We start from the raw sequence: 25131 nt of genomic DNA, 5'->3' as shown, positions 1-25131 counted from the left end.
TAATAAACCCTAATTGCTATGTTAAAATCACTTTTTCGTAGAAAAAATATTGACCAAGCCATCAAAGATGTCAATTCTGTAGAACATGGTAGCGGCCTAGCAAAAGTGCTTGGCGTCAGAGACTTAACCATGTTCGGAATAGCGGCCATCATAGGTGCTGGTATTTTCAGTACCATTGGTCGAGCTAGTTTCAACGGAGGCCCAGCAGTTTCGCTTTTATTCGTATTTACTGCCATCGCATGTGTTTTTACAGCTTTGAGTTATGCTCAATTTGCCTCCACAGTTCCCGTGAGCGGCAGTGCATATACCTATGCTTATGTGTCTTTTGGCGAACTTTTCGCATGGATTATAGGCTGGGCATTGGTTCTTGAATATGCGGTTTCTAACATGGTTGTGGCCATTTCATGGTCCGAATATTTTGTGAGTATGTTGGAAAATATTTTCCGAATACATTTTCCTCGTTGGCTTGCTATTGATGCCGGCACAGCAAAGTTAGCGTATCAAGACGTACAGAAAGCAACAGCAAATGGTACCTTGGGAGAAATAGCTTCAAATATGAAAGCATTGGCACAAGCATACGTTGATGCTCCGACTTTTGCGGGGATAAAAATCATATTCAACCTACCTGCTGGAGCTATAACTGGCCTTATTACGGCATTGATATATACCGGCATCAAAGAGTCTCGCAATGCCTCAAATATTTTAGTGGTTATTAAGTTGGCAGTCATATTACTGGTTATAGTCGGAGGTGTATTTTACATAGACACTGCCAACTGGAAACCCTTTGCCCCCAATGGCATGAAGGGTGTTATGATGAGTGTAGCTTCTGTATTTTTTGCCTTTATAGGTTTTGACTCCATCTCCACTACTGCCGAAGAGTGTAAAGATCCACAAAGAGATTTGCCCAAAGCGATGTTGATTACTTTGGCGATTTGTACAATATTATACGTCGTAATTACCTTGGTGCTGACTGGTATGGTAAATTATAAAGAATTGGGAGTTAATGATCCATTGGCCTATGTTTTCGAAAAGGTAAATTTCGATTGGATGGCTGGCATTATATCCGTAAGTGCCGTAGTTGCCATCACTAGTGCTTTGTTGGCTTATCAAGTTGGCCAACCTCGTATCTGGATGGTAATGAGTAGAGATGGTCTGTTGCCAAAGAAATTTTCCAAAATTCATAAAAAATATAAGACCCCAAGTTTTGCAACTATCATCACCGGCCTTTTTGTGGGAATCCCTTCGCTTTTTATGAACATGCAGTTTTTTATTGACCTTACCAGCGTTGGTACCTTCTTTGCATTTATCTTGGTATGTTGTGGCATACTTTACATGGACCACACGGGGCTTAGCAAAAATTCTAAATTCAGGGTTCCATACATCAATGGGAAATTTATCATTGGAATAACTTTTCTTGCTGCATTATTTTGGACAAAATACAATACAGATGGCGTCTTCGCTCACATAGGTGAAAAACCTCTTATAATTGTTTTTTGGCTAGCTTGGTTGGCCATTTCAATTATGGCTTTGAAATACAAATTTTCGCTCCTGCCTGTGATGGGCATCCTTACCAATCTTTATTTAATGACGGAGTTGGGTTGGTCAAACTGGAGAATGTTCCTTATTTGGGTAGTAATAGGTATCGCCATTTATTTTCTTTACGGATACAAAAACAGTAAACTGAACAAAGCTTAATTTCATGAAAAAAATACAATTTAAGTTCATAATTCTTTTATCTCTAGCAAGTTGGAGTGCTTTTGCACAAGATTTTGACACCTTAAATATTGTTAAAAAAGGTGCCAAACTCATTAAAGTTTCAAACCAATTTAAATTCACTGAAGGACCCGCTGTCGACAAAAAAGGAAATGTGTTTTTTACCGATCAGCCCAATAATAGGATTTGGAAATATGATACCAAAGGCCAACTGAGTGTTTTCTTGGAAAATGCGGGTCGCTCAAACGGTCTATATTTTGACAAAAAAGGAAATATTTTGTCGTGTGCTGATGAGAAAAATCAGTTGTGGTCAATTGACAAAAAGGGAAATCACACCGTTTTGCTTGATAATTTCGAAGGAAAACTATTGAATGGACCAAACGACCTTTGGCAAGATAGCAATGGCGGAATTTATTTCACAGACCCTTTTTATCCGAGAGAATATTGGACAAGAAAGACTCAGGAAATAGACAAAAGAAGGCTCTATTATTTGCCAAAAGATGCCAAAACTGCCATTATTATGGATGAAGACTTTAAACAACCGAATGGAATTGTTGGTAGTGGAGATGGCAAATTACTCTACGTGGCAGATATTGGAGCAAGTAAAACCTACAGATATGAAATCAGCGGTGAAGGGAAATTAACCAATCGGACCCTTTTTGCTAGTATGGGATCAGACGGAATGACGACCGACTCAGAAGGAAATCTTTATTTAACAGGCAGAGGCGTTACAGTTTTTGACAAAACTGGCAAGCAAATTGCCAAAATTCCTGTTCCATCAGGTTGGACGGCCAATATTTGTTTTGGTGGTAAAAACCGTAAAATGTTGTTTATTACGGCTTCTGATTCTGTTTACACTTTAGATATGAATGTGAAAGGGGTGAATTGAGATCAAGATTAACGTGGCCTTATGACTGCATTCACAGGTTTTAAGATATTTGACTTCCGCTTATTATTGTATAAATTAATGGCGTTTTTCATGGCTCTGCGGCCTTTCCAGACTTTCAATTCTTGCACAAAATTGTAAATACTAAGTCCAAAACTCACTCCACCTTGTAATTCAGGGCTTACATAAACCAACGGTATACTTGCTAATCTAGCGGCTGTTCCTATCCAAAAATTCCTCCTATGGATTTTAACATCATAAAGGCCATCTGAAAATATAAAATGACTTTGTTGGTCATACTTCCTCATGACCTCTTCCATCTTCTTAGCCTTAACACGTTGACCATTTACCTTATAGACGTAGTAAAAAAACCTATATCCTCGCTTCAAAATTGGAGCAGGAGGCAAAGTATCAATTTTTATTTCTGGAAATAAAATATTTTGTTTAGTTGTTAATACATCCTTTGAAAGGACATCCTTAGTAGCCTTTTGATTGCTAGGAGTCCCCAAATTCTGATTTTTCAGAGCTGACGATAATACTAAATTTTCGTATTCCTGATCTATGATATATTCCTTACCAGTTCTCCATATTATTTTATGAAGAGTGGATTTTGAAATTTCTAATGTTTCAGATAACTGAGTGTTTGTTTTGACATAAAAAACCTTTAAAGCTTCAATATTTTTCACAAAAACACTTAAGGTATCCCCTTTTTTAGTAAGAATCCTGTCTTGAGAAAAAGAAGATGAAAAAATAAAACAACTGATTGTGGAATAAATAATGCTCTTAAAATAAGAATTCATTTAAATGTGGTTTCAAGAATTTGTAGCAAAAAAAAGACCAAAACTCTTTACGGTTATGGTCTAACGTTTAAAAAAATTTCTCACCTTCCAAAATCGTCTTGAACTCTAACAATATCATCTTCATTAGAAGGATTTTCTTTATCGGTGTGTTGCCATATTTCCGCTACAACTCCCCAACCATCTGCTCCCAAAAGTCTGTGTCTTTCGCCACACTTCAGGTTTATTACCTGCCCTATTTGTAATGGCTGCGGTATGGTTTCTTGGTCGGTGTCTGATATCACTACGCCAGCCACGCCACCAATCAGCTTCCATATTTCGGCTCTACGGTGGTGATACTGCCACGAAAGCCGCATTTGTGGTGCTACTACCAATATTTTTGGGCTGAGTTTCTCGAAACCTGCGAAATCCTCTAGACTCAGATGTGAAAAAAATTTGTTTATAAACGCTGGTGCCTGAGATTCATCAATCACAAAAAAACCTCCCCAAGGGCGATTTTGATCCTTCGAAATAACTGAGAATCCTTCATTTGTTATAAATTCTGCAATAGATTCAAAAACCAGTTCTTTGCTATTTTTTTGTTCTAATTTCATTTTTTATTAGGAATGTTTTAAAACTCTAAAGTAATAATTATATTTTGTTTTTCTTCATTTTTAGAACCAACTACCATGCCGAAATATTGGTGTTAACCAACTTGCTTATTAATCCTATTAAACGGTGTATTAAAGCAATTCTTAAAAATTTAATACCCAAAGCGTTCCAATTTGTTTTTTTGCTGACGCCAATCGGGCTCTACTTTAATATACTGCTCGAGAAACACTTTTTTACCAAAAAACTGTTCCATTTCCTTTCTCGCCTCAGTACCGACAACCTTGATTCGCTCTCCCTTATGGCCTAGTAAAATTGCTCTTTGAGTAGCTCTTTCTACATAAATTTCGCTAGAAACCTTAATGATATCGTCAGATTCTTTAAAGGCCGTGATTACCACCTCGCAACTATAAGGTACTTCTTTTTTATAATTCAAAAATATTTTTTCCCTGATGATTTCAGCCGCAAAGAACCTTTCGGGCTTATCGGTAAGCTCTTCTTTTGGAAAGTATGGCGGATGAACAGGCATTAAATTGATGATATTTTCCAGAAGTCCGTCAATACCTACTTTTTGGAGTGCCGAAATCGAAAGAATTAAACTTGGATTCAGAACCGCTTTCCAATGATCTATTTTTTCTTGAACAATTTCTGGGGTTGATAAATCTATCTTATTGATAATCAATATTATCGGACTTTGACATTTTTGCAATTTCTGAATGACATCTTCTTCGTCGTATTTCTCATAAATGTCCGTCACAAAAAGTATTACATCCCCGTCTTCGATAGAACCGTGTACAAACTCCATCATGGCGTTATGAAGCTCATAAAGTGGCTTTATGATACCAGGAGTGTCACTGTAAACCAACTGAAAATCAAAGTCTTCCGTTTCGCCATTAACGATTCCCATTATTCTGTGGCGAGTAGTCTGAGCCTTGGAGGTGATGATAGACAATTTCTCGCCCACTAGCTGATTCATCAAGGTAGATTTTCCTACATTTGGCTTGCCAACAATACTAATAAATCCCGCCTTGTGCTCTTTCATTCTACTGTTAATCTGTTTTCTATCAATCTGTTTTGATATTGTTGGAGAAATCCTTTCGCTTGTAATTGCATTTCACCCAATCTTTGAGGCTCTTTTTTCGATAAATTATTTTTCAGCAATCCATCATTTGCAAAATTAAATAATCCCTGCGGTTTTTCACCGTCAAAGAGCATAACATATTTTCCAGAGTGCCATTGGTAGTTTTCAAAATAATTGATGGCGTAGTCGTCTTTTGATGAATCAAATACATTTCTCCCAAATGCCAAAAATGGTTTTTCAACTTTCAATAAACCCATCAAACTCGGAAATATATCGATCTGCTGGATCATTTTTTCTGTTTTTGTGGGCTTTATTATTTCTGGAAAATAAATGAAAATAGGTATCCGAAATCGCCCTGCGTTATTGCTGAAAGTTGGTATAGTAGCATGAGAGCTAGTGTGGTCTGCGGTTATGACAAATACAGTATTTCCGAACCACGGCTTATTTTTTATAGATTCAAAAAAACGTTTTAAGGCATAATCTGTATAGCTGAGTGTTTCATAAATCGGATGTGGGCCTTTTTTAAATTTGCCTTCTAGATGCCTCGGTATTTTGAACGGATCGTGAGACGACAGCGTAAAAACCGTACTAAAAAAAGGCTGAGGAAATTGGTCGAGTTTTTTGCCAAAAAACTGCAAAAATGGCTCGTCCCAGATACCCCAAATACCATCAGAGTCCGATTCATTAGCGTATTCCTTTTTTCCAAAATAATGATCTATGCCTACCAAATTGGCAAACGACTGAAAACCCATTGAGCCGTTCGGGGCTCCATGAAAAAACGATGTGTGGTATCCTTTGCTTTTCAGCATACTTGGTAAGCTATTTAACTTATTGGTTGAAAACGAAGAAAGCACAAAAGGTTGCTTAAAGCTTGGTAGACTGCACCAAATAGCCGGAAGTGCCTCAATAGACTTTTTACCGTTGGCCAAACTATACTCCGAGTAGAATGACTTTTGTCGCAAAGAATCCAAAAAAGGGGTGAATCCGCCAGTTGTTTTATCTTTATTTACTACACCTGAAGCTTCTTCGCTGTAGCTTTCAATAACTATAACAACAACATTGTAAGGCCTGAAAGTATTACTTGAATCGGGCAAATGAATAGGATTGAACGCTTTCTCAAGCTCAATTTCATTTTGAAAAAAAGTTAGCTTCTTAATTTTACCACCTCCCAAGGTTTTGAAAATGGTAAAAGGTGTATTGTAAACCAATGCCGTATGATGCGGCTGTTTTACATACTCTCCGGCATGATTGAGCCCCAAAGGCCTTGTGGAATGATACAGATCACCTCCACGCAGGCCTGCCACAATAAAAAAGACCGAAATGAAAGCAAAATCAAATTGGGTATGTTTGTTTTTAAAACCTCTTGAAGGTTTTATATGTTTGATAATCAACCAAATACTAACCAAAAAAAATACCCAAACTACCCAAACAGACCAGTAGCGTGTAAAAAAGCTAAGCAACAAAACGCCCAAATTATTGATATCTTGAAGCTCCACCAAACTGGAGTAAATAGACCGTCGAAGATTAAATTGATAGTAAACCCCATCGATACAATTGGCCAGAAGGCCAATAGCATTGGTCATAAAAAACAAAACATCTGTAAAAACTCTGAATTTCTTACCCTGCAGATGATTTCCTGGGAAAATATAAATTAAAATAAAAGGTAGATTTAGGTAAAGAACACTAACTATATCATATCTAACACCGCCCTGTAAAATCTTTGTGAACTCTTGAAAGCTTATATTATGGAAAAAATCAAGATTGGAAAAATAGAAGTGTATTCGAGATAAGGAAAACAAAACTAAAACAGCTAATATCTTGATGATAAGGACTGAAGGTGTATATTTGAGAAACCTATTGAATAAAGATAACATAATCAAAATGGATACGTTTAAAAGAGTTACCTCTTATTCAATTCTCTAATTAGATTTCTTGCTTCCTCGAAATCTGATCTTTGTAAATAATAATATGACTTGTTATATTTTTTCAATTTTGAATATAAAAACCCTAATTTGTAGTAATAGTAAGTTCTCCTAGTAAAGGGGTTTACTTTAAGAGCTTTTTTGTAATATTTAATAGCAATTTTGGGCTCTTCTTTTTTCAAGTAAAGTTCTCCTATATTTGCTAGAAAGTTCTCTTCTTGCATTTCTTGACTATTCTTCCTTGATATACTAAGAAATCTCTTATAAGTAGTAAGCCCCTTCTCCAAATCATTTTCAAAGTCTTTTCCTATTTCATAAAGAGAATATAAATCCTGATTATATTCATTTATTCCTGATTCCAAATATTTCCCATACCAATGTATAGAGGAATCTATGTTCTTTTCCATATAATATCCATTATGATAAAATAATGCCAAGTCAGCTTTAGCTATATAATGGTCATTATTGGCTGCTGTTTTCAATAAACTGATAAATAAATCTGAAGAATCCTTTACCACCTTTTGAATATTCTTATAATAATAAACTTGTGAATCATAAATATTATTTTTTGCTGCATGTTTAATAATATTATCACGTTTGCTTTCTCCAAATTCAATAAAACCAACTTTAGATTTAAGGTTGTATTTTACCAAATCCCAATTATTTGTTGTAGACGATAAATACTGTATACCAAGGGTATCGATGTTTGTTGTTGTTACACTAGGAATCCATTTATTACTATTTGCCTTCGACAGCCAAAACTCAAAATTAGCCCAAGCTTTTTTTCCAATTTTATCAGAAGAACTAACCGCGTATTTGTACAATATTGAAATTAAATATTGAGCTTCAATATCCCCGTCAATAGCTTTTTTCAATATTAAGTTCTCAGCATCTTTAAATTTATCGCTTAAAATAAGCTTATAGGCTGTTTCATGAATTCCAGGATTTAATTTTTGTGCATGAATTGTAGTGACCAAAAAAAGATAAATTAATAAAAAAAAGATCGCTTTCGAAAAATTATTTAACATATGTTTTTAATGAGATAATTTAAAAATTGAAACCCCTGGATTAATAATTTTACATTTTCTAAATGTACTATTTTTTACTAATTCACTTTTAAAGTATGGAGAATTTCTATGAGTCTTTTATTTAAACAAATTGCAATTTAAATATCAAATTCGCATTTTTTTACAAATATTCTTGATAATAGAAAAATTTATCTTACCTTTGCAGTCCAATATCGCGGGATGGAGCAGTTGGCAGCTCGTCGGGCTCATAACCCGAAGGTCACAGGTTCGAGTCCTGTTCCCGCTACTCTTTAAAGGTCGTAATCAATTGCTTATCAATTAGTTACGACTTTTTTTATTGCTCTTGGTTACGCAAACGGTTACGCATTTAAATAAATTGCCAATCTTTTTTGTCTGTTACTTTATAAATTTGCTTTTTTTTTAGACCTTAGCATAAAACTAAAATAAACATGATAAAAAGACTAATCCTCGCTTTTTCTTTATTCCTCATTCTATCGAATACTAATTTCTTGATTGCCCAAATTCTAAAACCTTCCAAAGAAATGATTTTCTTTCCTGAAATTGGTAGTGAATCAGAAGGTGAAATTGGTTCTACATTGGTCGATAAAACTATTCAGGAGGTTTATGATGGTATCCATTTAAATAAGTCATTAGAAAAAAGTACATTTGGTGCATTTGTTAGCATAGAACCAACTGATTTATATTTGGTTCAGAAATCTGCTAAATGGAATTATTATGTTTGTGTAGATAAATGTTATGTTCAACAAGATAAGTTAGTTAAATCTTATGTTCAAAATTTATATTCTATTCTAATGATTTCTCCTGATTTAAAGTACTATAAAATTGTACCAAGTTTAGTACCTGTAGATTTGAATATAGAACTAACCGACCCCGCTTTGATTAGGGCAACTAAATCCAAAGAATTAATTGATATAAAGCAAAAAAAAGTTGTTTTGAATAAAGAGTTATCGTTTAAACAGGAATTTATTTACAATGGAAAAGTTGGGAATTCAATTAAATTTATTTACCGAGAGTTCTCAAATGACCTTGCTAGACCGAGCTTTACACAAGATATTCAATATGATTTGAACGAAAGTACGTTAGTGGGATTTAAAGGATTAAAAATTGAAATACTTTCAGCCACGAATACCTTAATAAAATACAAAGTACTTAGCCATTTTAAGTAAATGACCCCCTACCTTCGAAATTAGGAATCGGTTTTGTTTTGCTGAGTCTACAGTAACCAAAGTGTTTTGATTTAAGGATTTGAAGTACCCCTCCATTATTTTCCTTTTGGTGGTTATGGCTCAATTTTATCTTTATCTTAAAAGATTATCAACCAAAAATTAAAACTGCTAATATTAGCAATTCTGATAAGTATTCAACAATGAAATTGTAAACGCCAATTACAACTTTTTTTATTCTAATCTGCTTCATATTGTCTGTGATTGTCAGGCAGTTCTAATCGAAATTGTGCCTTATGCCTAGTACTCATAAATATTTCAGAATCCTGAATCATTTCTTTTAAGTCTTGATATTGGATTTTTTCCAAATCAATCTCATAACAGTGGATTGTCTCAAAAATGGGTTGTTCAATCTTTGCCTCCTCTGAATCAAGTCCTGATTTGCTATTCTTAGGGATACAATACTGCAAAATCTTTTCGTAATAGATAAGGCGTTCCTTTGGCTGTAATTGTCTAAAATCACTTTTTATAGCCTCCCATTCCTCCGTCACAAAATCGTGAAGCAAAGACCGTAATTCAGCGGTCACTTTGTTTGGTACACCTTTAGGTCGTCCATGAATATTATTTGTAAATCCTTTCATTTCTACTTTTTGTAAATCTCTGTTCTTTTCAAAAATCTCTGTTGTAAATACTTGGCCTTTGGTAGTGGATAAATGGCTTATGTCCGAAACTTACATTATACTTAAATAGTAAATATTGGACAATGTTATCCTGAATTATTGTTTTTGCGGAGTGGTAAATTTCGGACAATTCATTCCATTTTTCTTCTATCAATTCTTCAACTTTGTGTTTATTGGTTGTTCCTTTAGTATGCCGATTTATTAGTTTATGATACTTTTCTAATAACCTTTGGAGTTGTTTTTGCCCTTTTGAATCTAGTCTATTATTTCTTTTCCAAGTATTTGGTTTCGTTGCCAATAGGTAAGTAGCCTTTTCGGCATCCGTTAATACGCTTGTATCAAGATTCTCACAATCAATTAAGATTTCATCAAAGACCTTTAATAAAAGCCTCCCTAGCGGCTCATAAATGGCTTTGTTTTTTAAGCATTTTAGGCTCTTTATATCTATTCCATTTCGGTGGAGGTACTGCATTTTGAAAACCTTAATTTCAAACCTGAGTATGTTTTCAGCTAAACCAAACTGCAAACTTTTGTGATACATTTTGATAATAAATTGAGTGTGTTCGCACTGATGGTAATTTTTACCTTGATTGGTAATATGAGAAAATTTTTTCCCCTTATGGGTCACTAGGTTATCAAGAATAAGTTTTGGCTCAAATGGTAATTTAACGTTTACCCCAAATTCAAGGTTATTCAACTCGTTAGCATGGTCAATTTCGAACTGTTCGCTGATTTCATCAACAACCTCCACAATGTTAGTAAATGAAAAATCATTGTAATTGTGTAAACCTCCATTGAAATAATAATGAATACTCCCACTAACTTTTGAATAGTATTTATCGGACTCTTTGGCCTTTTTGGTTTCAAACGTTAGCTTGTTGTAAATAGCCTCCTCTTTTAAAAAAACTGCATCCTCGTTACTTGTAAGAATCCATTTTCCATTTAAAAGTGGGTTTCCCCTAACACCACTTTTTAGCCTTTCAATTTTGATAAAATCTATCATTGGTCAAATAGACTTAATTGACTTGAAGGAGGTACTAATCTTGGATTTGTAGTATAGTAAAATACTATTCTTTTAGAGTATGGACACCTAGCTTTTTTTGCAACCCAAATTCTACCATTTAATCTCATTAGTCTATTGTACCAACAAACACTACTCCTATCAATTTCTAGCTTTTTAGCAACTGACTTCATTGATTGTGGCTCTTCAAAATACTCCAAATACACTTTGTTAAATTGAGCAATAAAGTGGTTTTCGTTTGCCTTGTCCTCTCCCGAACTTTTCTGCAAAAAAGAATCTATATTTCTCATTTTCTTCTTTGAATAAGTTTTGGAGATTCTAACAATTCTGAATATTTGAATCTTTTAAGATTCCCGATTCTGTAAGACTTTAGAATATTAGCCTTTTCCCATTGCCAAATACTTACAGAAGAAACTCCGTAAAGTTCTGCTACTTGTTTGGTGTCTAGGAATCGTTCGTCCTCTTTTAGTGGAGGCAATTCAACTGGTTTAAGCTTTTGTAGATAGATTTCAATTGAAGAAAGCTTAGCTTCAATAATTTCGAAAGGATTGCCCATTGTATTCTTGTTTTTATTAAACTTGAACACAAATTAATATGCAAAAAAAATAGTAATCCACTGAAAATTAATGAAGTAAACTGAAAATTTTCAGTAGAATAGACAGTCTAAGTGTTTGAATATAAGCTAGTTGATTGAAGAGTATTTTTCTAGGTAAATTGCAGTAAAGTCATTAATCTTAACTTTTCCCATGTCTATTTTTTTGAAAAATGCAAAAACCGTTCTCTCTCTACATACTCCGCTCCTTTCCATCGATTGGGCTAAATCAGTTTTTGAAATATTTGGATTTTTAGTTGTCTCTTTTACTAAATTAGGAATTAAAAGTTTTTCTGTTTTTGTCGGAGATTTAATTATTTTAGAATCTGTTTTTGCTTTATAACTGAGATTTAATTCCTCAATACCTCCTTTTCTTAAAAAGGCATAATATTCAAACATAAAATAACCATTATAATATGTTTTCAAACAACTAACCAAAGTATGAAAACTTGAAAAAATGCTATAGGCTTCATAATATTTAAAATACAATTGCCAGAAATAATGATTTATCATACCTCCATTTTTCCCTTTTCTTACACCTAAGTCATAAAACTCTTTAAAATGGTTTAATATACCATTGCTATGCTCAATTCTATATTTGATTTGTATGATTTCTTCAGATAGAAATTCGTCTTTTAGTGGGGCTTTTTCAAACCTAATTCGCCAATTTTCTTTTAAAAAGTCAAATGATAATACTTGGTCAACTTTCGAATCAAATGAGCCGAAATTTCTACCTATAAAGAAATCATTATCCTCAAAAATGCTAATTATTATATTTTCTTCTTCTTCGCTTTTAGGGTGTAAATAATAATATTTTTTACCCTCAGGCACTTGATACAAATCTAAATATTTTATTCCTGAAATTGCGTACACATTATTTTCATCTATACCAATATTGAAGGTATCAAGATTGTTTTTCACAAAGCATAGTTCAATTCTTTCTTTAAAATTTAAGCTTTCAAAATTTTTAAAATGCTCAATGTTTGGTGTAAATTCCTTTCCCATATTTTATTGATGTTTTCTAACTATTTCAGCGTGTTTTGCTTTTGATGTCTTAATGTACTTCAAAAAGCTTTTTTCGGTCTTATGTCCTGAAATCTGTATTAATGAAATTGCAGGTGTTCCACGTTCATAAGCATTAGTACAATAGCTTCTTCTGCCTGTATGGCTTGACACCATTTCCCACTTGCAAAGTACAATCTCCTCTGTTTTTCCTCCCTTAGTTACAACTTTGGTGTATTTGTCGTGTAAGCTTTCAACTAAAATTGCAACCTCTTTAATGTAACCATTGAATTTTTGGTTACTTATGGCAGGAGGAAGCTTGAAATTGTATTTTTGAAGTATCTCTAACGCTATATCATTTAATGGCACTATAACCCTATTTTTGGTCTTGAATTGGATAATATCCAAGGAATAACCGTTAGCGTCCTTTTTAATGTTTTCTGCTTGAATATCTGTAAAATCTGAGAATCTAAGTCCTGTATTTGCACCTATGATAAATAAATCCCTTACTTTTTCCAATCTAGCGTTTTGAGACAAATCTAACTGGTACATTTCAAGTAGTTCATTTTCAGAAAGTGCAATCGTATCTGATTCTGTTTCAACCACTTTAAAAGCCTTACTTTGAAACTTCAAATTCGTATTTATACCTTCCTCTGTTGCTTCCTTTAGAAAAGTCTTTAGTGTGGAGATATGCTTGCCCATTGTCGCTGGTGCATAGTTTTTTACTTTGGTCATGTAGTTGTTGAAATCCTTATAGAAATCAATATCTATGTTGTTGAAATCAATAACCCTTTCATATTGGCACTGAAAGTCTTTAATTATTGAAAAGGTGGTGCTATATCTTTTAATTGTACGCTCATTGACCTCTTTGCCGTCAATTTGCCTCCTCCCTTCTTTTGAATCAAGAATAAACTTTTCGATAAAAGCAAATAAGTTTTTAGGCTTATCTTTCAATGCCTTTTCAGGATTTATAAAAAGGTCTATTTCGTTTTTAAGTACTTCTTTGCTTAACTCCTGTTTTTGAGTTTTATAAATCGTTGCGGTAGTATTTATAAAATTTGCTAAGTCAGTAAGAAAAGCATTCACTTCGTCTTTAGGGAAAAACTCCACTATGTTTTTGACACGTGACTTTTTAAAATCCCAATGTTTAGGCAAAACTTTGATGCCTGTTGAATGAATTAACTGGTCTTGTCCAAATCTATAACCTACATAAATCAATTGTTCTTTGTTATCTTTGGCTTTTCGTAATCTAAAAAAGGCATTTGCCATAATAGTATCTTTTTTAATTGCTATTCAAAGATAATGATTAGATTAATTGGTTACGCAAATGGTTACGCATTTTTGTTAATAAATACAATATTTAGATTAATGTAGTTAAACAATCTAAAAGACAAAATAGCCTTCAAAAGCATTAAGAATAGTGTTTTTATGACATTTTACAAAGGTTTGAGAAAGTATCAAATTAAGTAGGTGTTAGCACTGTTCCCGCTACTCAAGGAGGTCTTTGACCTCCTTTTTTTATTCAATCAAGTCCGAAATCAATTTCCCGACCTGTTATTTTTATATTAAATGTTTTTGGTTTTAGGTTTTTGTCTTTTTTTTAATTTTAATTTGACAAAACTTTTAATTCCAAAATGAAAACAGGAATCTTTTTATTTATATTCAATCTTTTCTTTTTAACACTTTCCTTCGCCCAACAAAAAAAGGTATTGGTAATATTAGTTGATGGCATTCCTTACGATGTTATTACCAAAGTAAATACTCCTCATTTAGATAAACTTACCTCCAAAGGTGGTTTTGGTAAAGCATATGTTGGTGGCGAAAAAGGTGGAAAAACTGAATCGCCGACCATATCGGCCGTTGGCTATAATTCCATGCTAACCGGCACTTGGGCCAACAAACACAATGTTTGGGGAAATGGTATAGAGGCCCCGAATTATAACTATCCCACTTTTTTCAAAGTCGCAAAAGAAGCAAATCCAAACTTTAAGCTAGGGGTTTTCTCTACTTGGCTCGACAACCGCACCAAGCTTTTGGGCGAAGGGCTTACAGCTACTAACAACTTGACTATAGACTATAAATATGATGGTTATGAATTGGATACAGTGGCATTCCCACACGATAAAAATAAGATTTACATCAAAAATATTGACAAACTTGTAACCGAAAAAGCTGCAGAAACCATAAAATCAAAGGGCCCAGATGTATCTTGGTTATATTTGGAATTTACCGATGACATGGGCCATAGACATGGTGACAGTAAAACTTTCTACGAATCTGTTGAACACGCAGACCAATTGATTGGTCAAGTATATGAGGCAGTAAGTCTTAGAGAGAAGAAGTTCAAAGAAGACTGGCTATTGATAGTAACTACCGACCATGGTCGTGACGCACAAACTGGCAAAAATCACGGTGGACAATCAGACAGAGAGCGTGAAACTTGGATTGCCACAAATAAAAAGCCCAAAAATCCAAGATTCAAAAATGGCTTGGCTGTGGTTGATATTTTTCCATCAGTTTGTAAATTTTTAAACATCGAAATACCCAATTCTGTAAAAGAAAACTTGGAGGGAGTTTCGTTTTTTTAAAGACTAAAGTCCGTTTTGGAAGAATTATGTGTGGGTTTTACAAAAAATCCATTTACATTTATAAAACATTTATTCTTCCTTAAAAACATGAAAAAAACTTTGATTTTGGCCACTTTGGCATCGTTTGTTATTATCTCCTTTAAGCCTTCTGAAATAATCCGAAAGAAAACTCCACCTGATGTTCCCAAAAGTGAAATCACGGTTCCTACTGGCTTTAAGGCTACCATTCTCGGAACAGAACTGGGTTCTACTCGCCATCTGACGGTCTCTAAGAACGGCGTAATCTACGCAAAACTTTCTAAACTGAAGGAAGGAAAAGGAATAGTAGTACTCAGAGATGACAATAAAGACGGCAAAATAGAAAAGACCGAAATGTTCGGAAACTATCCTGGAACCGGAATTACCATAAAAAACGGTTACTTGTACGCTTCATCCAATACTGGAGTTATGAGGTACAAACTCAATGAAAAGGAAGAAATCATCAATATTGATGCCCCAGAGGAAATTGTTGAAGGCTTGGTAGATAAAGGCCGAGACAATGCCAAACCATTCGTATTGGACAATGCCAACAACATATACGTGACGGTAGGGTCTTACAATGACCCATGTAGAGAAAAAGGCACAGGAAAAGGAATGATGCCATGCACTATTCTAGATTCTGCTGGTGGTATTTGGAAGTTTAATGCTGATAAACTGAATCAAACCTATGCAGACGGAAAACGTTTTGCTACAGGTGTAAAAAATGCCGTTGGTACTGCTTGGAACAACAAAACCAATTCCCTTTTTGTAACCATCCATGGCCGAGGACAATTTCATGATTTTTATCCGCAATATTATACCCCAAAACAAAGCCAAGAACTTCCGGCAGAAACCCTTTACGAGATGAAAGAAGGAGATGACGCTGGCTGGCCGTATATATATTATGATCAATTTCAGAAGAAGAAAATCGTGGCTCCTGAATATGGCGGAGACGGAAAAATGACAGGAGGCGAAAAAGCCATTGATCCCTTGGTAGCTTTTCCTGCACATTTAGGCCCAAATGACTTGCTGTTTTATACAGGAAAAATGTTTCCTGCCAAATATCGAAATGGGGCATTCATTGCCTTTCATGGTCAATCACCAGAATTGAAAAAAGGTTATTTGGTGGCTTTTGTGCCATTTGTCAATGGAAAACCAACAGGTAAATGGGAGATTTTTGCAGATAATTTTGCTGGAACTGACTTGGTGAAGCCAACTGGTCCTATTCAACATCGCCCTTGCGGTTTGGCTCAAGGTCCAGATGGGGCACTGTACGTTAGCGATGACCTTGGGGGTACTATATTCAAGATAACTTATAGCGGCAGAAAATAAAAAAATGGTGATTCGTCGTATAAACGAATCACCATTTTCTACATTACTCATTTATTTTACCTTTGTAAATGTGACTGTTAGTGTAGTGGCTTCCCCCTGAAATACCTCGTCGTAAGTCCAGGTAAATTTACCGTCTGCAAACACAACCTTGCCCTTATAAGGAGTGGCGTCGCTCTCTATAATATCTAAAGAAATATCGTCAGTAAGTGTAAATGTGCCCGTTTTGGTAAACAAAAACAATGATAGACCGTCTTCATCAACACAATTAGCCGGCTCTGAAACCGAATACTTCCCGTCTTCGGTAAATGACATCGTAATTTCCTTGGTACAAGCGTAAAAAGCATTATAAAGAGCCCAAAAGTCTAAAGAACCTGAGGAATCTTTGAAAACAGCACTACTTATTTTCCAGGTACCAACAATTTTGGAGTTTGGTCCAACATCCTCTTTTTTACAACCACCCAATCCAATGAGTAATACTGCTACCAAAGCAACAGACCGAAGTTTTAAGAATTTCATTTTTGTTAATTATGTTTAATAAATCCTAAGTATCAATAAAAGTAAATAAAAAAACCATCATTTTGCTTTGGAGAGCAATTTTATAGACTTAATTATCGATTAAAACTGTAATAAAGCAAATACAAAGCCAAATGATTAATTTGTACCTATTATTTACGCGAAAGAAGAAATAAATGTACTTTTGGAACATAAACAGAATATTTTAGAGCTTACGATGAATTCAATTTTGGTGTATTGTGGTGCCAACTCGGGCAACAAAGAAATTTATGTAGAAACTGCCAAAGAACTAGGTTTGGCCCTCAACAAAAGAAACATAACTCTCATCTACGGAGCTGGAAATGTAGGACTTATGGGCGTAATATCGAGAACCGTGATGGAAAACGGGGGAAAAGCCATCGGCATCATACCTGATTTTTTGGTAAAGATGGAAGTAGCGAACCCGAACCTCACAGAAATAATCGTGGTGGAAACCATGCACCAAAGGAAAGCTAAAATGGAGGAAATTTCGGACGGGATTATCACTATGCCGGGTGGATTTGGCAGTATGGACGAACTTTTTGAGATTCTCACCTGGGGACAATTGGGCCTGCATCAAAAACCAGTGGGTATTTTGAACGTAAACGGATTTTATGACCACCTCCTCAAGCAAATGGATGTAATGGTAGAAGAGGGTTTCTTGAAAAAGGAAAATAGAGACCTCGTGGTAGTAGATGAAGACATTGATCAACTACTTCAAAAAATGGAAAACTACACACCAAAATATGCCGAAAAGTGGCTCAAAAAAGAGCAACTGTAGAGCAATTTTCCTAAATTGCTGTACGATTTTCAAGAATATAAAAAAATCGATATGTATAACAATTTAGGAAAATCGTTTTACCGAGCTGCTAAAACTTCTATTTCAAAAATCAAAGGCGAATTTGGTGGAATATCGCTACCCGCTCCCGCCGCTCCATAACCTATAGACGATGGGAAAATCAGCGTTCCTTTTTCTCCAACTTTCAGTTTGGCTATGCCTTCGTCGAAGCCTGTAATCACCTGCCCAACACCCAATATAAAATTAAAAGAACCGGCATCAAACTGCTTATCATTAAGCAAACTACCTGAATATTTTACTTTTACCGACTGCCCTTGTTTTAAAGACATTCCATCTTTTGCTTCCTGATTAAGAATAAACCTTAAGCCACTGTTAGACTTGAAGTCCACCTTTATAGCATTCTTCTTGATGTAATTTTCTATCTGTACTTCTTCTGATTCTTGCATTTTATTTTCTTTTACTTTTTTTGTTCCGCAAGCCAATGTTCCTAAACAAAATGACATTAAAACAAGTATGCTAAATTTTTTCATGCACAAAACTACGTCATTTTTCCATTGGATGCATTTCCAAAAGCTGTCTTGGGCTATAAAAATCTTTCTTTTTTACAGTTGCAGCCCTTACCTGCTTCACTTTTTCGGGTTGAACTGGCGAAGCTTGATTTCCAAATGAATTTCTTACATAAGTAGTTACTGCCGCTACTTCCTTATCATTCAATAAACCACTGTAAGGAGTCATGGGTACTTGACCAGGGAATTTTTTACCATTCACCTCAATCTCTCCCATCAAACCATTCAGAACTATTTTTATTAGTCTTTCTTCGCTTCCTTGGACCCAGTTTGTTCCCGACAAAGGTGGAAAACCTGATGCCGGAAGTCCTTTACCATCTGCCTGGTGACAGGTACCACAGTAGCCTTCTTTGTTGTAAATCTCTCTTCCTAAGTTAAACATTTCTAGGTCTTTGCCTTTTAAAACACTGGCAACTACGGCTGCCTTTTCTTTAACTACGGCTTTTCCACTTAAATGAGCCACTGCCGTTTTATGTGCATGAATCATCCATTCATCTAAAGGTTTTTTTTCGGCTGCTGCTAATACAGGTAAACCCTTCGTTTTTCCAATCCATGAAGCGGCCACTATGGCATCCAATCTCACCCTACTATTTTCATCTTGAGCAGCTTGAGTCAATAATTGAGCATGATCTGGCACTTGGTGAGTGGTGAATCTCAAAACCTCGACAGCTGCTGCCCGTGCATGATAATCCTTGGCCTTCAGCATTTGTTTTAACAATTTCTGATCAACTTTGCCCAAGCCCCAAGTAACCCAAAGTGCTTCTAAGACATGATGTTCATATTTCGGATCATTTTTGTCTAAGCCAGCCACCCAAGCTGTCACTTTTGGTAAAACTTCTTTGAGGTTTCTTCCTCTCAGCTCTCTGCGAGTGCGATATCTGGTGCGGTATTCTGGCAGTTTGAGATTATCCAGTAGCGTTTCAATACTTGCACCGTCTATTTTGGCCGGGGTAACTAATGGTCTTGAAGGATAGGTAACTCTGTAAACTCTTCCATGCACATGGTCACGCAGTGGATCGCGGGCATTGTGCTGCATGTGTCCAATAAGAATATTGTGCCAATCAATAACATATAATGAGCCATCAGGAGCTATTTCCATATCTACAGGTCTGAAGTTACGGTCTTCGCTCACAATCAAATCTTGACGGTGCTTGGTTTTATAACCCGTGCCGTCATCTACGACACTATGCTGTTTTGTTCCTAAAAATCCAATCGTGTTGTTTATCAGCATGTCGCCCTGTACTTCGTCAGGAAAATGTCTACTCCAGAGAAATTCCAAACCAGAAGTTGGACGTACCATGTGGTCTTTTTCTATCAACTGAAAGCCTTTATGAGTAGCTTCGCCATAACGGGGCAAAACCGTTCCGGGCATCATCCACCGCACGTCTGGGCTCGAAGTTTCAGCAAAAAATGGCTGGCCCCAATGATCAAAAGCTATTCCCCATGGATTAGGAATGGCGAGCTGTGCAGTTCTTTCCAATTTTTTTAATTGTGGGCTATATCTGTAAAATCCACCATTTGTGGCTCTCACTGTTCCATAAGAAGTTTCAACATTGGTATGTAGAAACACTCCTTCACCCGAATAAATAGCCCCAGAAGGATCCGCACAAAATGCACTGCTGTTATGGTGCGTGTCGTGATCGTCAAAGCCGCTCAGAATAATATCCATTTTGTCAGCTTTATCGTCGCCATTGGTGTCCGTAAAAAGTTTTAAGTTAGTCCCTTGAGAAACATAAACACCCTCTGGAGCGATTTCAAAACCTAAAGGTAAGTGAAGCCCTTCCACAAAAATCGTTTGCTTGTCGGCTTTACCGTCGTTGTTGGTGTCTTCCAAAATCAGAATTTTATCATTTGGCTTAGTATCACCAGGTTTATAATGCGGATAGCTGGGCATAGTAGCCACCCATAGACGTCCTTTTCCATCAAAAGACATCTGAACAGGGTTGGCCAAATCAGTAAATTCTTTCTCCGAGGCAAATAGCTCAATTTTATATCCAGCTGGCACTTTGAGTTTATCCAATGCATCTTGACCGTATAAATATTCAAGACTCCCGTTTTTTTCTGGGTTAAAATTGGTTTTTACTGGAGGCAAAGTCCTTGTTTTCTTGTCTTCTGCTGCCACATCAAGTTTTTCTCCTTTGGAGGCTGCAAGCCAAATCGCTCTGTCTCTGATATCCGTCATCTCTCTGATTTTGGCTATTTCGTCAGGATAGTTGTCTGGTCCAAAGGGATTGTATCTTCTTCCATAAGCGTGCACTCCGTTCGGTATTTTGTAGTCGTTGTGCCACATCCAGTTTTTTTCCATCACGGCGGCATGGATTAGTCTTCTATTTTGATCCTTCATTGGTTCAAAGTTGCCAAAAATAGAATCCGTAATTAGGAGTGAGAATTTTTTATATCCTTCCTCATTTAATTGCGAGCCATCTATGGTTAGTGCCTCCTTTGTAGTGTCATACCATTTTTTTGAAGGAGTAAAGGCGTCTACAAATAGAATATCATTTTTTGCACAAATTTCTTTCATCCCTTGCGTGTACAACCATAGATTTGCGTTTTCCTTTACTCCATTTGGCAAATCGAACTGGGCAGACAAATCCTCGAAGGCAATTGGAGAAACAATGGCTAGTTTTGGAGCCTCACTTCCATTATATTTTTGGCTCTTGGTATGTTTTATAAATGCGTCCAACTCGTTTTTAAAGTTTTGTAAGCCAGCTGGTCCTTGAAAAGACTCACTGTAACCAAAAAATCCAATTATTACGTCTGTTTTCAGACGGGTAAGCCATTGATCAGGAGTTTCAAAATGACCTTCGCTTTCCGAATTCTTAGCGTATTCGGTCTGGAATTTCTCTGCACCTGGGAAGGCCCAAGGTAAATTTCTACTGGCATGTGGTCTAAAACCTGGCGTGTCGCCGCCATCACACATATTTCTGATGGTGAGATTTTTGTCTGGATTTCGAACATATATTTCTGTCTCGAAATGCCCATAATTCATCATTCTAGAGCCCAAATTTCCACCAACCATAGAAATGTGATTGTCGTTTTTTAGTTCTATGACGCTAGGTTTGAACCAATGAAATGAGTCAAAATTTGAAAAAGTAAAAACAAAAAAAAGGAGAATAAATTTTAAGCTAAAGGCCATGATATAAATTGATAATATTTTGAAACATTAATTAACCATGCCTCTATAAGGCACATTGATATCTATTTTTCCTTTCCATTTTTTAGGTACTCTAAGCCCAAGTTCCCAGTGAATGGCGTTGATTAGCAGCCTTTGAAATGCTTCGACTGAAAAATCTTCTGGATGACCGAGCGTAGTAGTGAAAACTTTGGCACCGAAAGAATTTGTTCCAACCCAAGCCACTGGATTATCGATGGCCGCTTTGTCTGGATTAACTGATTTGCCCATTAAAAGCCATTCCGAACCTTTGGTTGGATAGTCAGGCAAAACTCTATATAACCACGAACTAACATGAAAATTTGGAGATACACCCTTAAGAATAGGGTGTTTTTTTGCCTTCGGAATTACAGAAACATCAGTGGTGCTGTTGTGTCCATAATGCGTGTGGGCCGCTTTACCACCCCATCCTGGAGGTGAGTTAAGAGCAAACTCCCCAAATGCATTCCATTTTTCTGACTCATGACCCTTCGGGAAATTAAAAGCATGGGTTGTGGTTCTAAAACCCATTATCGGTTTGCCTGATTTCAAATAATCATCAATCATTGCGAGTTGTTCGGGAACCAACTGCCTCCAACGCAAATAAAAAACTGCCAAATCAGCCTCTTTCAAAATTTCTAAACCTGGTATATTTTTTTCAGCGTTTTGATTGGGATACGATTTTAAAACTTTTACGTCAAAACCATAGTTTTTCTCCAATTCTTTCGCCAAAATGGGTAAGGTTTCTTCGCCACTGTACTCATGATCGCCACAAACGAACACAATCAAAGGTTTTTTTTGAGCCAACAAATTTTCTGAAAATGATAGGCCAATGAATAGCCCAAAAAGAAGGATTAATTTCTGCATTTTTTATGGTTGAATATTGTCCAATAAATTTAGTCAATAGGTTTTAATAAAAAAAATTAATAATGACCAAGCCTAGATTTATTCTTTAAACCTTGCCGTAATTTAAAAATATCAGGTGGAAACTGTGCATCACAAAAATCTGATTGATAATTATTTAGTTCAAAGTCTTTTGTGACATTCAGATTATTATACTTAGTTTTAAACAAATTTTACCCAAAAAGAAAAAGAAGTTTAGCTGATGTTCGTTTAAAATGTTTTAATTTTGTTGAACATTCGCTTTCCCATAAAAATACTACGATGTCCAATTCTTTTCGAGCTAAAAAGAAGGCCACCAAGCCGTCTGAAAAGCGTCCGTCTTCCCCAATTCCGGGAAATATTATACCTCAAAATGGCCAGTTGCCATTTATAGCTGGGGTTTTCCTTATTTTGTTGTCGGTCTTTTTGTTGATAGCATTTGTATCTTATGTTTTCACGGGATCGGCCGACCAAGACGTGCTGCAAGAAAGTATGGAAAATGTGATATCCAAACTGGACAAAAAAACCAATAACACCCTGGGCTGGTTTGGAGCGAATATCGCCCACTGGTTTATTTATATCTGGTTCGGTATTTCGGCGTTTTTGCTAATTCCTATTATCTTTTTCTCGGGTTTTCGTCTTGTTTTTAAGGAAGATTTGTTCCGTTTTAACCTCAACAGATACACCATTGGCTCGGTTTTCTACTTGTTTTTTATTTCTATTTTCTTTGGCTATTTTGTTTATGTGTTTGAAATAAAAACACTTACACTTACTGGCAACTTGGGTTATCATACCAATGAATTCCTTTTTGCCATGTTTGGCTATGGCGGCATCTTGGTTATTCTGTTATCTTTATTTATTTGGTTGGTGTTTTTTCATGGATTTACCAAAATCGACGACTATGTTTTGAGTAGGTATTTCCCAAAAAAGAGAAAGTTTACCTTCGGAAATGACGATGAAGAGGATTTTGAGGAAATTGAGGACCATGAAGAAGATGCAAAGTCAACTTCGCTAGCCGATAAGTTTTTTGATAAAATAAAACCGAATCAAAAAGCCGAGTCAACAGTTAGTAACGATGAAAAAGAAGTGGTTTTTGAGCCTTCTTCCTTAGCAAAGGAACCTTTTAAGGGTGGAAATATAGCTTTTACGGTAGAAGCTCCAGAGGAGGAAAAAACTTCTGTGGAAGAAATCAAAGATAGTATTTTGTCAAAAATTCAATTAGAAGAAGATTCTGATGAACTATTGAAAGAATTTGGAGAATATGACCCCAAACTCGACCTTTCAAATTATCAATATCCGCCACTTTCGCTGTTGTTGGATTATGGCAACAATGGCCCAAAGGTGAGCAACGAAGAACTCGAAGCCAACAAAAACAAGATTGTGGAGACCATTAACAATTTTGCAATTGGTATTGCTTCCATAAAAGCCACTATCGGACCTACAGTTACGCTTTATGAAATTGTACCCGAAGCCGGCGTGAGAATTTCTAAAATCAAAAACCTTGAAGACGATATTGCTCTGAACCTTGCAGCTTTGGGCATTCGTATCATTGCCCCTATGCCCGGAAAAGGCACAATTGGTATAGAAGTACCGAACAAAAACCGAGAAATGGTTTCGATAAAATCGGTTTTGGCCTCTGATAAATTTCAAAAGTCGGGTTATGAATTGCCCATTATTTTAGGCAAAACCATATCAAACGAAATATTCATTGCTGACTTGGCTAAAATGCCTCACTTATTGATGGCCGGGGCCACGGGACAAGGAAAGTCTGTCGGTTTGAACGTTATTCTTACCTCACTTCTTTACAAAAAACATCCATCGGAAGTAAAATTCATATTGGTAGACCCTAAGAAAGTGGAACTTACGCTTTTCAACAAAATAGAAAGGCATTTTTTAGCCATGCTACCAAATGCAGAAGAAGCCATCATTACGGACACCAAGAAGGTTATCAATACACTTAATTCATTGTGTATCGAGATGGACAACCGATACAATCTTTTGAAAGATGCAGGGGTAAGGAATATAAAAGAATACAACGCCAAGTTTATCAAACGCAGACTAAATCCTGAGAAAGGGCACAAATTTTTACCATACATCGTGTTGGTAATTGACGAATTGGCCGACTTAATGATGACGGCTGGGAAAGAGGTCGAGCAACCCATTGCCCGTTTGGCACAGTTGGCCAGGGCCATTGGTATTCACTTGATTGTGGCTACACAGAGACCTTCGGTAAACGTAATTACGGGTCTAATAAAAGCCAACTTCCCTGCAAGGCTTTCTTTCAAAGTTACTGCCAAAGTAGACTCTAGAACCATTATGGATACCGGTGGAGCGGAGCAATTGGTAGGAAACGGAGACATGTTGCTATCAACGGGTTCAGAGATTATCCGTATCCAATGCCCGTTTGTAGATACCCCAGAAGTAGAAAGTATCTGTGAATATATTGGCGAGCAAAGAGCCTTTGAATCGGCCTACCTGCTACCCGAATTCTATGGCGATGACGAACCAGACGCCTTGGATTTTGACCCGAAAGAGCTTGATCCATTGTTTGATGATGCCGCCAGGTTATTGGTTATTCATCAGCAAGGAAGCACTTCACTCATTCAGCGAAAAATGAAGCTGGGCTACAACCGTGCTGGGCGTATCATTGACCAGCTTGAAGGAGCTGGAATTGTAGGGCCTTTTGAGGGTAGCAAAGCCAGAGAAGTTTTGATTAAAGATTTAGAACATTTAGAAGAAATTTTACGAAATTTGCAGCGAAGCTAATTTG

22 protein-coding genes and 1 tRNA gene are annotated in these 25131 nt (G+C 36.1%); 8 read left to right on the top strand and 15 right to left on the bottom strand.

The features are described from left to right. The first annotated feature begins 18 nt into the window (after positions 1 to 18). Both EGI31_RS22680 and EGI31_RS22675 read left to right on the top strand, forming a co-directional pair. On the top strand, positions 19 to 1695 hold the full coding sequence (locus EGI31_RS22680) for an amino acid permease (RefSeq protein ID WP_255039477.1): 1677 nt from the start codon (positions 19 to 21) through the stop codon (positions 1693 to 1695). A gap of 4 nt (positions 1696 to 1699) precedes the next feature. Continuing rightward, positions 1700 to 2602, top strand: a complete 903-nt coding sequence (locus EGI31_RS22675; RefSeq protein ID WP_255039476.1) for an SMP-30/gluconolactonase/LRE family protein — start codon at positions 1700 to 1702, stop codon at positions 2600 to 2602. 8 nt (positions 2603 to 2610) lie between these two features. On the opposite strand, the gene EGI31_RS22670 is transcribed toward EGI31_RS22675, so the two are convergent. The 5 genes from EGI31_RS22670 to EGI31_RS22650 form a co-directional block, all read right to left on the bottom strand. Beyond that, positions 2611 to 3399: a hypothetical protein gene (locus EGI31_RS22670; protein WP_255039475.1), complete on the bottom strand. Its 789-nt coding sequence runs from the start codon at positions 3397 to 3399 to the stop codon at positions 2611 to 2613. An 80-nt stretch (positions 3400 to 3479) separates the two neighbouring features. After that, the gene (locus tag EGI31_RS22665; RefSeq protein WP_255039474.1) at positions 3480 to 3989 is read right to left on the bottom strand and encodes a cupin domain-containing protein; all 510 of its coding nucleotides are present in this window, start codon (positions 3987 to 3989) and stop codon (positions 3480 to 3482) included. 149 nt (positions 3990 to 4138) lie between these two features. Beyond that, positions 4139 to 5026 carry a GTPase Era gene (era, locus tag EGI31_RS22660; RefSeq protein ID WP_255039473.1) on the bottom strand — a complete coding sequence of 296 codons (888 nt, stop codon included), beginning with the start codon at positions 5024 to 5026 and terminating at the stop codon, positions 4139 to 4141. Beyond that, positions 5023 to 6648 (bottom strand): LTA synthase family protein, encoded by a 1626-nt coding sequence (locus EGI31_RS22655; RefSeq protein WP_255039472.1) that lies wholly within the window; start codon positions 6646 to 6648, stop codon positions 5023 to 5025. The genes era and EGI31_RS22655 overlap by 4 nt, the downstream gene beginning before the upstream one ends. Positions 6649 to 6965: 317 nt before the next feature. Beyond that, the gene (locus EGI31_RS22650; RefSeq protein ID WP_255039471.1) at positions 6966 to 7964 is read right to left on the bottom strand and encodes a tetratricopeptide repeat protein; all 999 of its coding nucleotides are present in this window, start codon (positions 7962 to 7964) and stop codon (positions 6966 to 6968) included. A gap of 264 nt (positions 7965 to 8228) precedes the next feature. Here EGI31_RS22650 and EGI31_RS22645 point away from each other — a divergent pair. Further along, positions 8229 to 8301, top strand: a tRNA-Met gene (locus EGI31_RS22645). A 163-nt stretch (positions 8302 to 8464) separates the two neighbouring features. Continuing rightward, positions 8465 to 9202, top strand: coding sequence for a hypothetical protein (locus tag EGI31_RS22640; protein WP_255039470.1), 738 nt, complete (start codon positions 8465 to 8467; stop codon positions 9200 to 9202). Positions 9203 to 9438: 236 nt separating this feature from the next. On the opposite strand, the gene EGI31_RS22635 is transcribed toward EGI31_RS22640, so the two are convergent. The 6 genes from EGI31_RS22635 to EGI31_RS22610 all read right to left on the bottom strand — a co-directional run bounded on the left by EGI31_RS22635 (position 9439) and on the right by EGI31_RS22610 (position 13763). Beyond that, the gene (locus EGI31_RS22635) at positions 9439 to 9840 is read right to left on the bottom strand and encodes a hypothetical protein (RefSeq protein ID WP_255039469.1); all 402 of its coding nucleotides are present in this window, start codon (positions 9838 to 9840) and stop codon (positions 9439 to 9441) included. 28 nt (positions 9841 to 9868) lie between these two features. Next, the gene (locus EGI31_RS22630) at positions 9869 to 10882 is read right to left on the bottom strand and encodes a hypothetical protein (RefSeq protein ID WP_255039468.1); all 1014 of its coding nucleotides are present in this window, start codon (positions 10880 to 10882) and stop codon (positions 9869 to 9871) included. Then, positions 10879 to 11190, bottom strand: coding sequence for a hypothetical protein (locus tag EGI31_RS22625; protein WP_255039467.1), 312 nt, complete (start codon positions 11188 to 11190; stop codon positions 10879 to 10881). The genes EGI31_RS22630 and EGI31_RS22625 overlap by 4 nt, the downstream gene beginning before the upstream one ends. After that, positions 11187 to 11456: a helix-turn-helix domain-containing protein gene (locus tag EGI31_RS22620; RefSeq protein WP_255039466.1), complete on the bottom strand. Its 270-nt coding sequence runs from the start codon at positions 11454 to 11456 to the stop codon at positions 11187 to 11189. Before EGI31_RS22620 ends, EGI31_RS22625 begins: the two co-directional genes overlap by 4 nt. A 126-nt stretch (positions 11457 to 11582) precedes the next feature. Then, complete coding sequence (locus EGI31_RS22615) at positions 11583 to 12497, bottom strand: hypothetical protein (protein WP_255039465.1); 915 nt, start codon at positions 12495 to 12497, stop codon at positions 11583 to 11585. Between the two features lie 3 nt (positions 12498 to 12500). Beyond that, a complete protein-coding gene (locus tag EGI31_RS22610) occupies positions 12501 to 13763 on the bottom strand; it encodes a site-specific integrase (protein ID WP_255039464.1) in 1263 nt (420 codons plus the stop codon). A gap of 365 nt (positions 13764 to 14128) precedes the next feature. Here EGI31_RS22610 and EGI31_RS22605 point away from each other — a divergent pair, with 365 nt between their 5' ends. Together EGI31_RS22605 and EGI31_RS22600 are read left to right on the top strand one after the other, a co-directional pair. Continuing rightward, positions 14129 to 15082 carry an alkaline phosphatase family protein gene (locus tag EGI31_RS22605; protein WP_255039463.1) on the top strand — a complete coding sequence of 318 codons (954 nt, stop codon included), beginning with the start codon at positions 14129 to 14131 and terminating at the stop codon, positions 15080 to 15082. An 87-nt stretch (positions 15083 to 15169) separates the two neighbouring features. Beyond that, positions 15170 to 16432 carry a PQQ-dependent sugar dehydrogenase gene (locus tag EGI31_RS22600; RefSeq protein WP_255039462.1) on the top strand — a complete coding sequence of 421 codons (1263 nt, stop codon included), beginning with the start codon at positions 15170 to 15172 and terminating at the stop codon, positions 16430 to 16432. 51 nt (positions 16433 to 16483) lie between these two features. On the opposite strand, the gene EGI31_RS22595 is transcribed toward EGI31_RS22600, so the two are convergent. Next, positions 16484 to 16948, bottom strand: a complete 465-nt coding sequence (locus EGI31_RS22595; protein WP_255039461.1) for a DUF5004 domain-containing protein — start codon at positions 16946 to 16948, stop codon at positions 16484 to 16486. A 214-nt stretch (positions 16949 to 17162) separates the two neighbouring features. Between EGI31_RS22595 and EGI31_RS22590 the strand changes: the two genes are divergently transcribed. Beyond that, entirely contained in the window at positions 17163 to 17744 is a 582-nt protein-coding gene (locus tag EGI31_RS22590) for an LOG family protein (RefSeq protein WP_255039460.1), read from the top strand. A gap of 77 nt (positions 17745 to 17821) precedes the next feature. On the opposite strand, the gene EGI31_RS22585 is transcribed toward EGI31_RS22590, so the two are convergent. Genes EGI31_RS22585 through EGI31_RS22575 form a run of 3 tightly spaced genes read right to left on the bottom strand, consistent with a single transcriptional unit; the run spans position 17822 to position 22346 of the window. Further along, positions 17822 to 18265: an FKBP-type peptidyl-prolyl cis-trans isomerase gene (locus EGI31_RS22585; protein WP_255039459.1), complete on the bottom strand. Its 444-nt coding sequence runs from the start codon at positions 18263 to 18265 to the stop codon at positions 17822 to 17824. Between the two features lie 40 nt (positions 18266 to 18305). Next, complete coding sequence (locus EGI31_RS22580; RefSeq protein ID WP_255039458.1) at positions 18306 to 21464, bottom strand: PVC-type heme-binding CxxCH protein; 3159 nt, start codon at positions 21462 to 21464, stop codon at positions 18306 to 18308. A 27-nt stretch (positions 21465 to 21491) separates the two neighbouring features. Continuing rightward, on the bottom strand, positions 21492 to 22346 hold the full coding sequence (locus EGI31_RS22575; protein ID WP_255039457.1) for a ThuA domain-containing protein: 855 nt from the start codon (positions 22344 to 22346) through the stop codon (positions 21492 to 21494). 297 nt (positions 22347 to 22643) lie between these two features. Here EGI31_RS22575 and EGI31_RS22570 point away from each other — a divergent pair, with 297 nt between their 5' ends. Next, complete coding sequence (locus EGI31_RS22570; RefSeq protein WP_255039456.1) at positions 22644 to 25127, top strand: FtsK/SpoIIIE family DNA translocase; 2484 nt, start codon at positions 22644 to 22646, stop codon at positions 25125 to 25127. Positions 25128 to 25131: the final 4 nt, after the last annotated feature.

It is taken from the genome of Lacihabitans soyangensis (assembly GCF_024343775.1).
GTDB lineage: Bacteria > Bacteroidota > Bacteroidia > Cytophagales > Spirosomataceae > Leadbetterella > Leadbetterella soyangensis.
The sequence above is the reverse complement of the archived record's forward strand: the minus strand, read 5'-3'. Positions and strand labels throughout refer to the sequence as shown.

What these genes read in the sequence shown, in the direction of transcription:
- EGI31_RS22665 (WP_255039474.1), bottom strand. Translation starts at nt 3,989, where the DNA reads ATGAAATTAGAACAAAAAAATAGCAAAGAACTGGTTTTTGAATCTATT.
- EGI31_RS22655 (WP_255039472.1), bottom strand. Translation starts at nt 6,648, where the DNA reads ATGACCAATGCTATTGGCCTTCTGGCCAATTGTATCGATGGGGTTTAC.
- EGI31_RS22590 (WP_255039460.1), top strand. Translation starts at nt 17,163, where the DNA reads ATGAATTCAATTTTGGTGTATTGTGGTGCCAACTCGGGCAACAAAGAA.
- EGI31_RS22640 (WP_255039470.1), top strand. Translation starts at nt 8,465, where the DNA reads ATGATAAAAAGACTAATCCTCGCTTTTTCTTTATTCCTCATTCTATCG.
- EGI31_RS22625 (WP_255039467.1), bottom strand. Translation starts at nt 11,190, where the DNA reads ATGAGAAATATAGATTCTTTTTTGCAGAAAAGTTCGGGAGAGGACAAG.
- EGI31_RS22575 (WP_255039457.1), bottom strand. Translation starts at nt 22,346, where the DNA reads ATGCAGAAATTAATCCTTCTTTTTGGGCTATTCATTGGCCTATCATTT.
- EGI31_RS22595 (WP_255039461.1), bottom strand. Translation starts at nt 16,948, where the DNA reads ATGAAATTCTTAAAACTTCGGTCTGTTGCTTTGGTAGCAGTATTACTC.
- EGI31_RS22570 (WP_255039456.1), top strand. Translation starts at nt 22,644, where the DNA reads ATGTCCAATTCTTTTCGAGCTAAAAAGAAGGCCACCAAGCCGTCTGAA.
- era (WP_255039473.1), bottom strand. Translation starts at nt 5,026, where the DNA reads ATGAAAGAGCACAAGGCGGGATTTATTAGTATTGTTGGCAAGCCAAAT.
- EGI31_RS22580 (WP_255039458.1), bottom strand. Translation starts at nt 21,464, where the DNA reads ATGGCCTTTAGCTTAAAATTTATTCTCCTTTTTTTTGTTTTTACTTTT.
- EGI31_RS22620 (WP_255039466.1), bottom strand. Translation starts at nt 11,456, where the DNA reads ATGGGCAATCCTTTCGAAATTATTGAAGCTAAGCTTTCTTCAATTGAA.
- EGI31_RS22615 (WP_255039465.1), bottom strand. Translation starts at nt 12,497, where the DNA reads ATGGGAAAGGAATTTACACCAAACATTGAGCATTTTAAAAATTTTGAA.
- EGI31_RS22635 (WP_255039469.1), bottom strand. Translation starts at nt 9,840, where the DNA reads ATGAAAGGATTTACAAATAATATTCATGGACGACCTAAAGGTGTACCA.
- EGI31_RS22675 (WP_255039476.1), top strand. Translation starts at nt 1,700, where the DNA reads ATGAAAAAAATACAATTTAAGTTCATAATTCTTTTATCTCTAGCAAGT.
- EGI31_RS22610 (WP_255039464.1), bottom strand. Translation starts at nt 13,763, where the DNA reads ATGGCAAATGCCTTTTTTAGATTACGAAAAGCCAAAGATAACAAAGAA.
- EGI31_RS22585 (WP_255039459.1), bottom strand. Translation starts at nt 18,265, where the DNA reads ATGTCATTTTGTTTAGGAACATTGGCTTGCGGAACAAAAAAAGTAAAA.
- EGI31_RS22600 (WP_255039462.1), top strand. Translation starts at nt 15,170, where the DNA reads ATGAAAAAAACTTTGATTTTGGCCACTTTGGCATCGTTTGTTATTATC.
- EGI31_RS22680 (WP_255039477.1), top strand. Translation starts at nt 19, where the DNA reads ATGTTAAAATCACTTTTTCGTAGAAAAAATATTGACCAAGCCATCAAA.
- EGI31_RS22670 (WP_255039475.1), bottom strand. Translation starts at nt 3,399, where the DNA reads ATGAATTCTTATTTTAAGAGCATTATTTATTCCACAATCAGTTGTTTT.
- EGI31_RS22630 (WP_255039468.1), bottom strand. Translation starts at nt 10,882, where the DNA reads ATGATAGATTTTATCAAAATTGAAAGGCTAAAAAGTGGTGTTAGGGGA.
- EGI31_RS22605 (WP_255039463.1), top strand. Translation starts at nt 14,129, where the DNA reads ATGAAAACAGGAATCTTTTTATTTATATTCAATCTTTTCTTTTTAACA.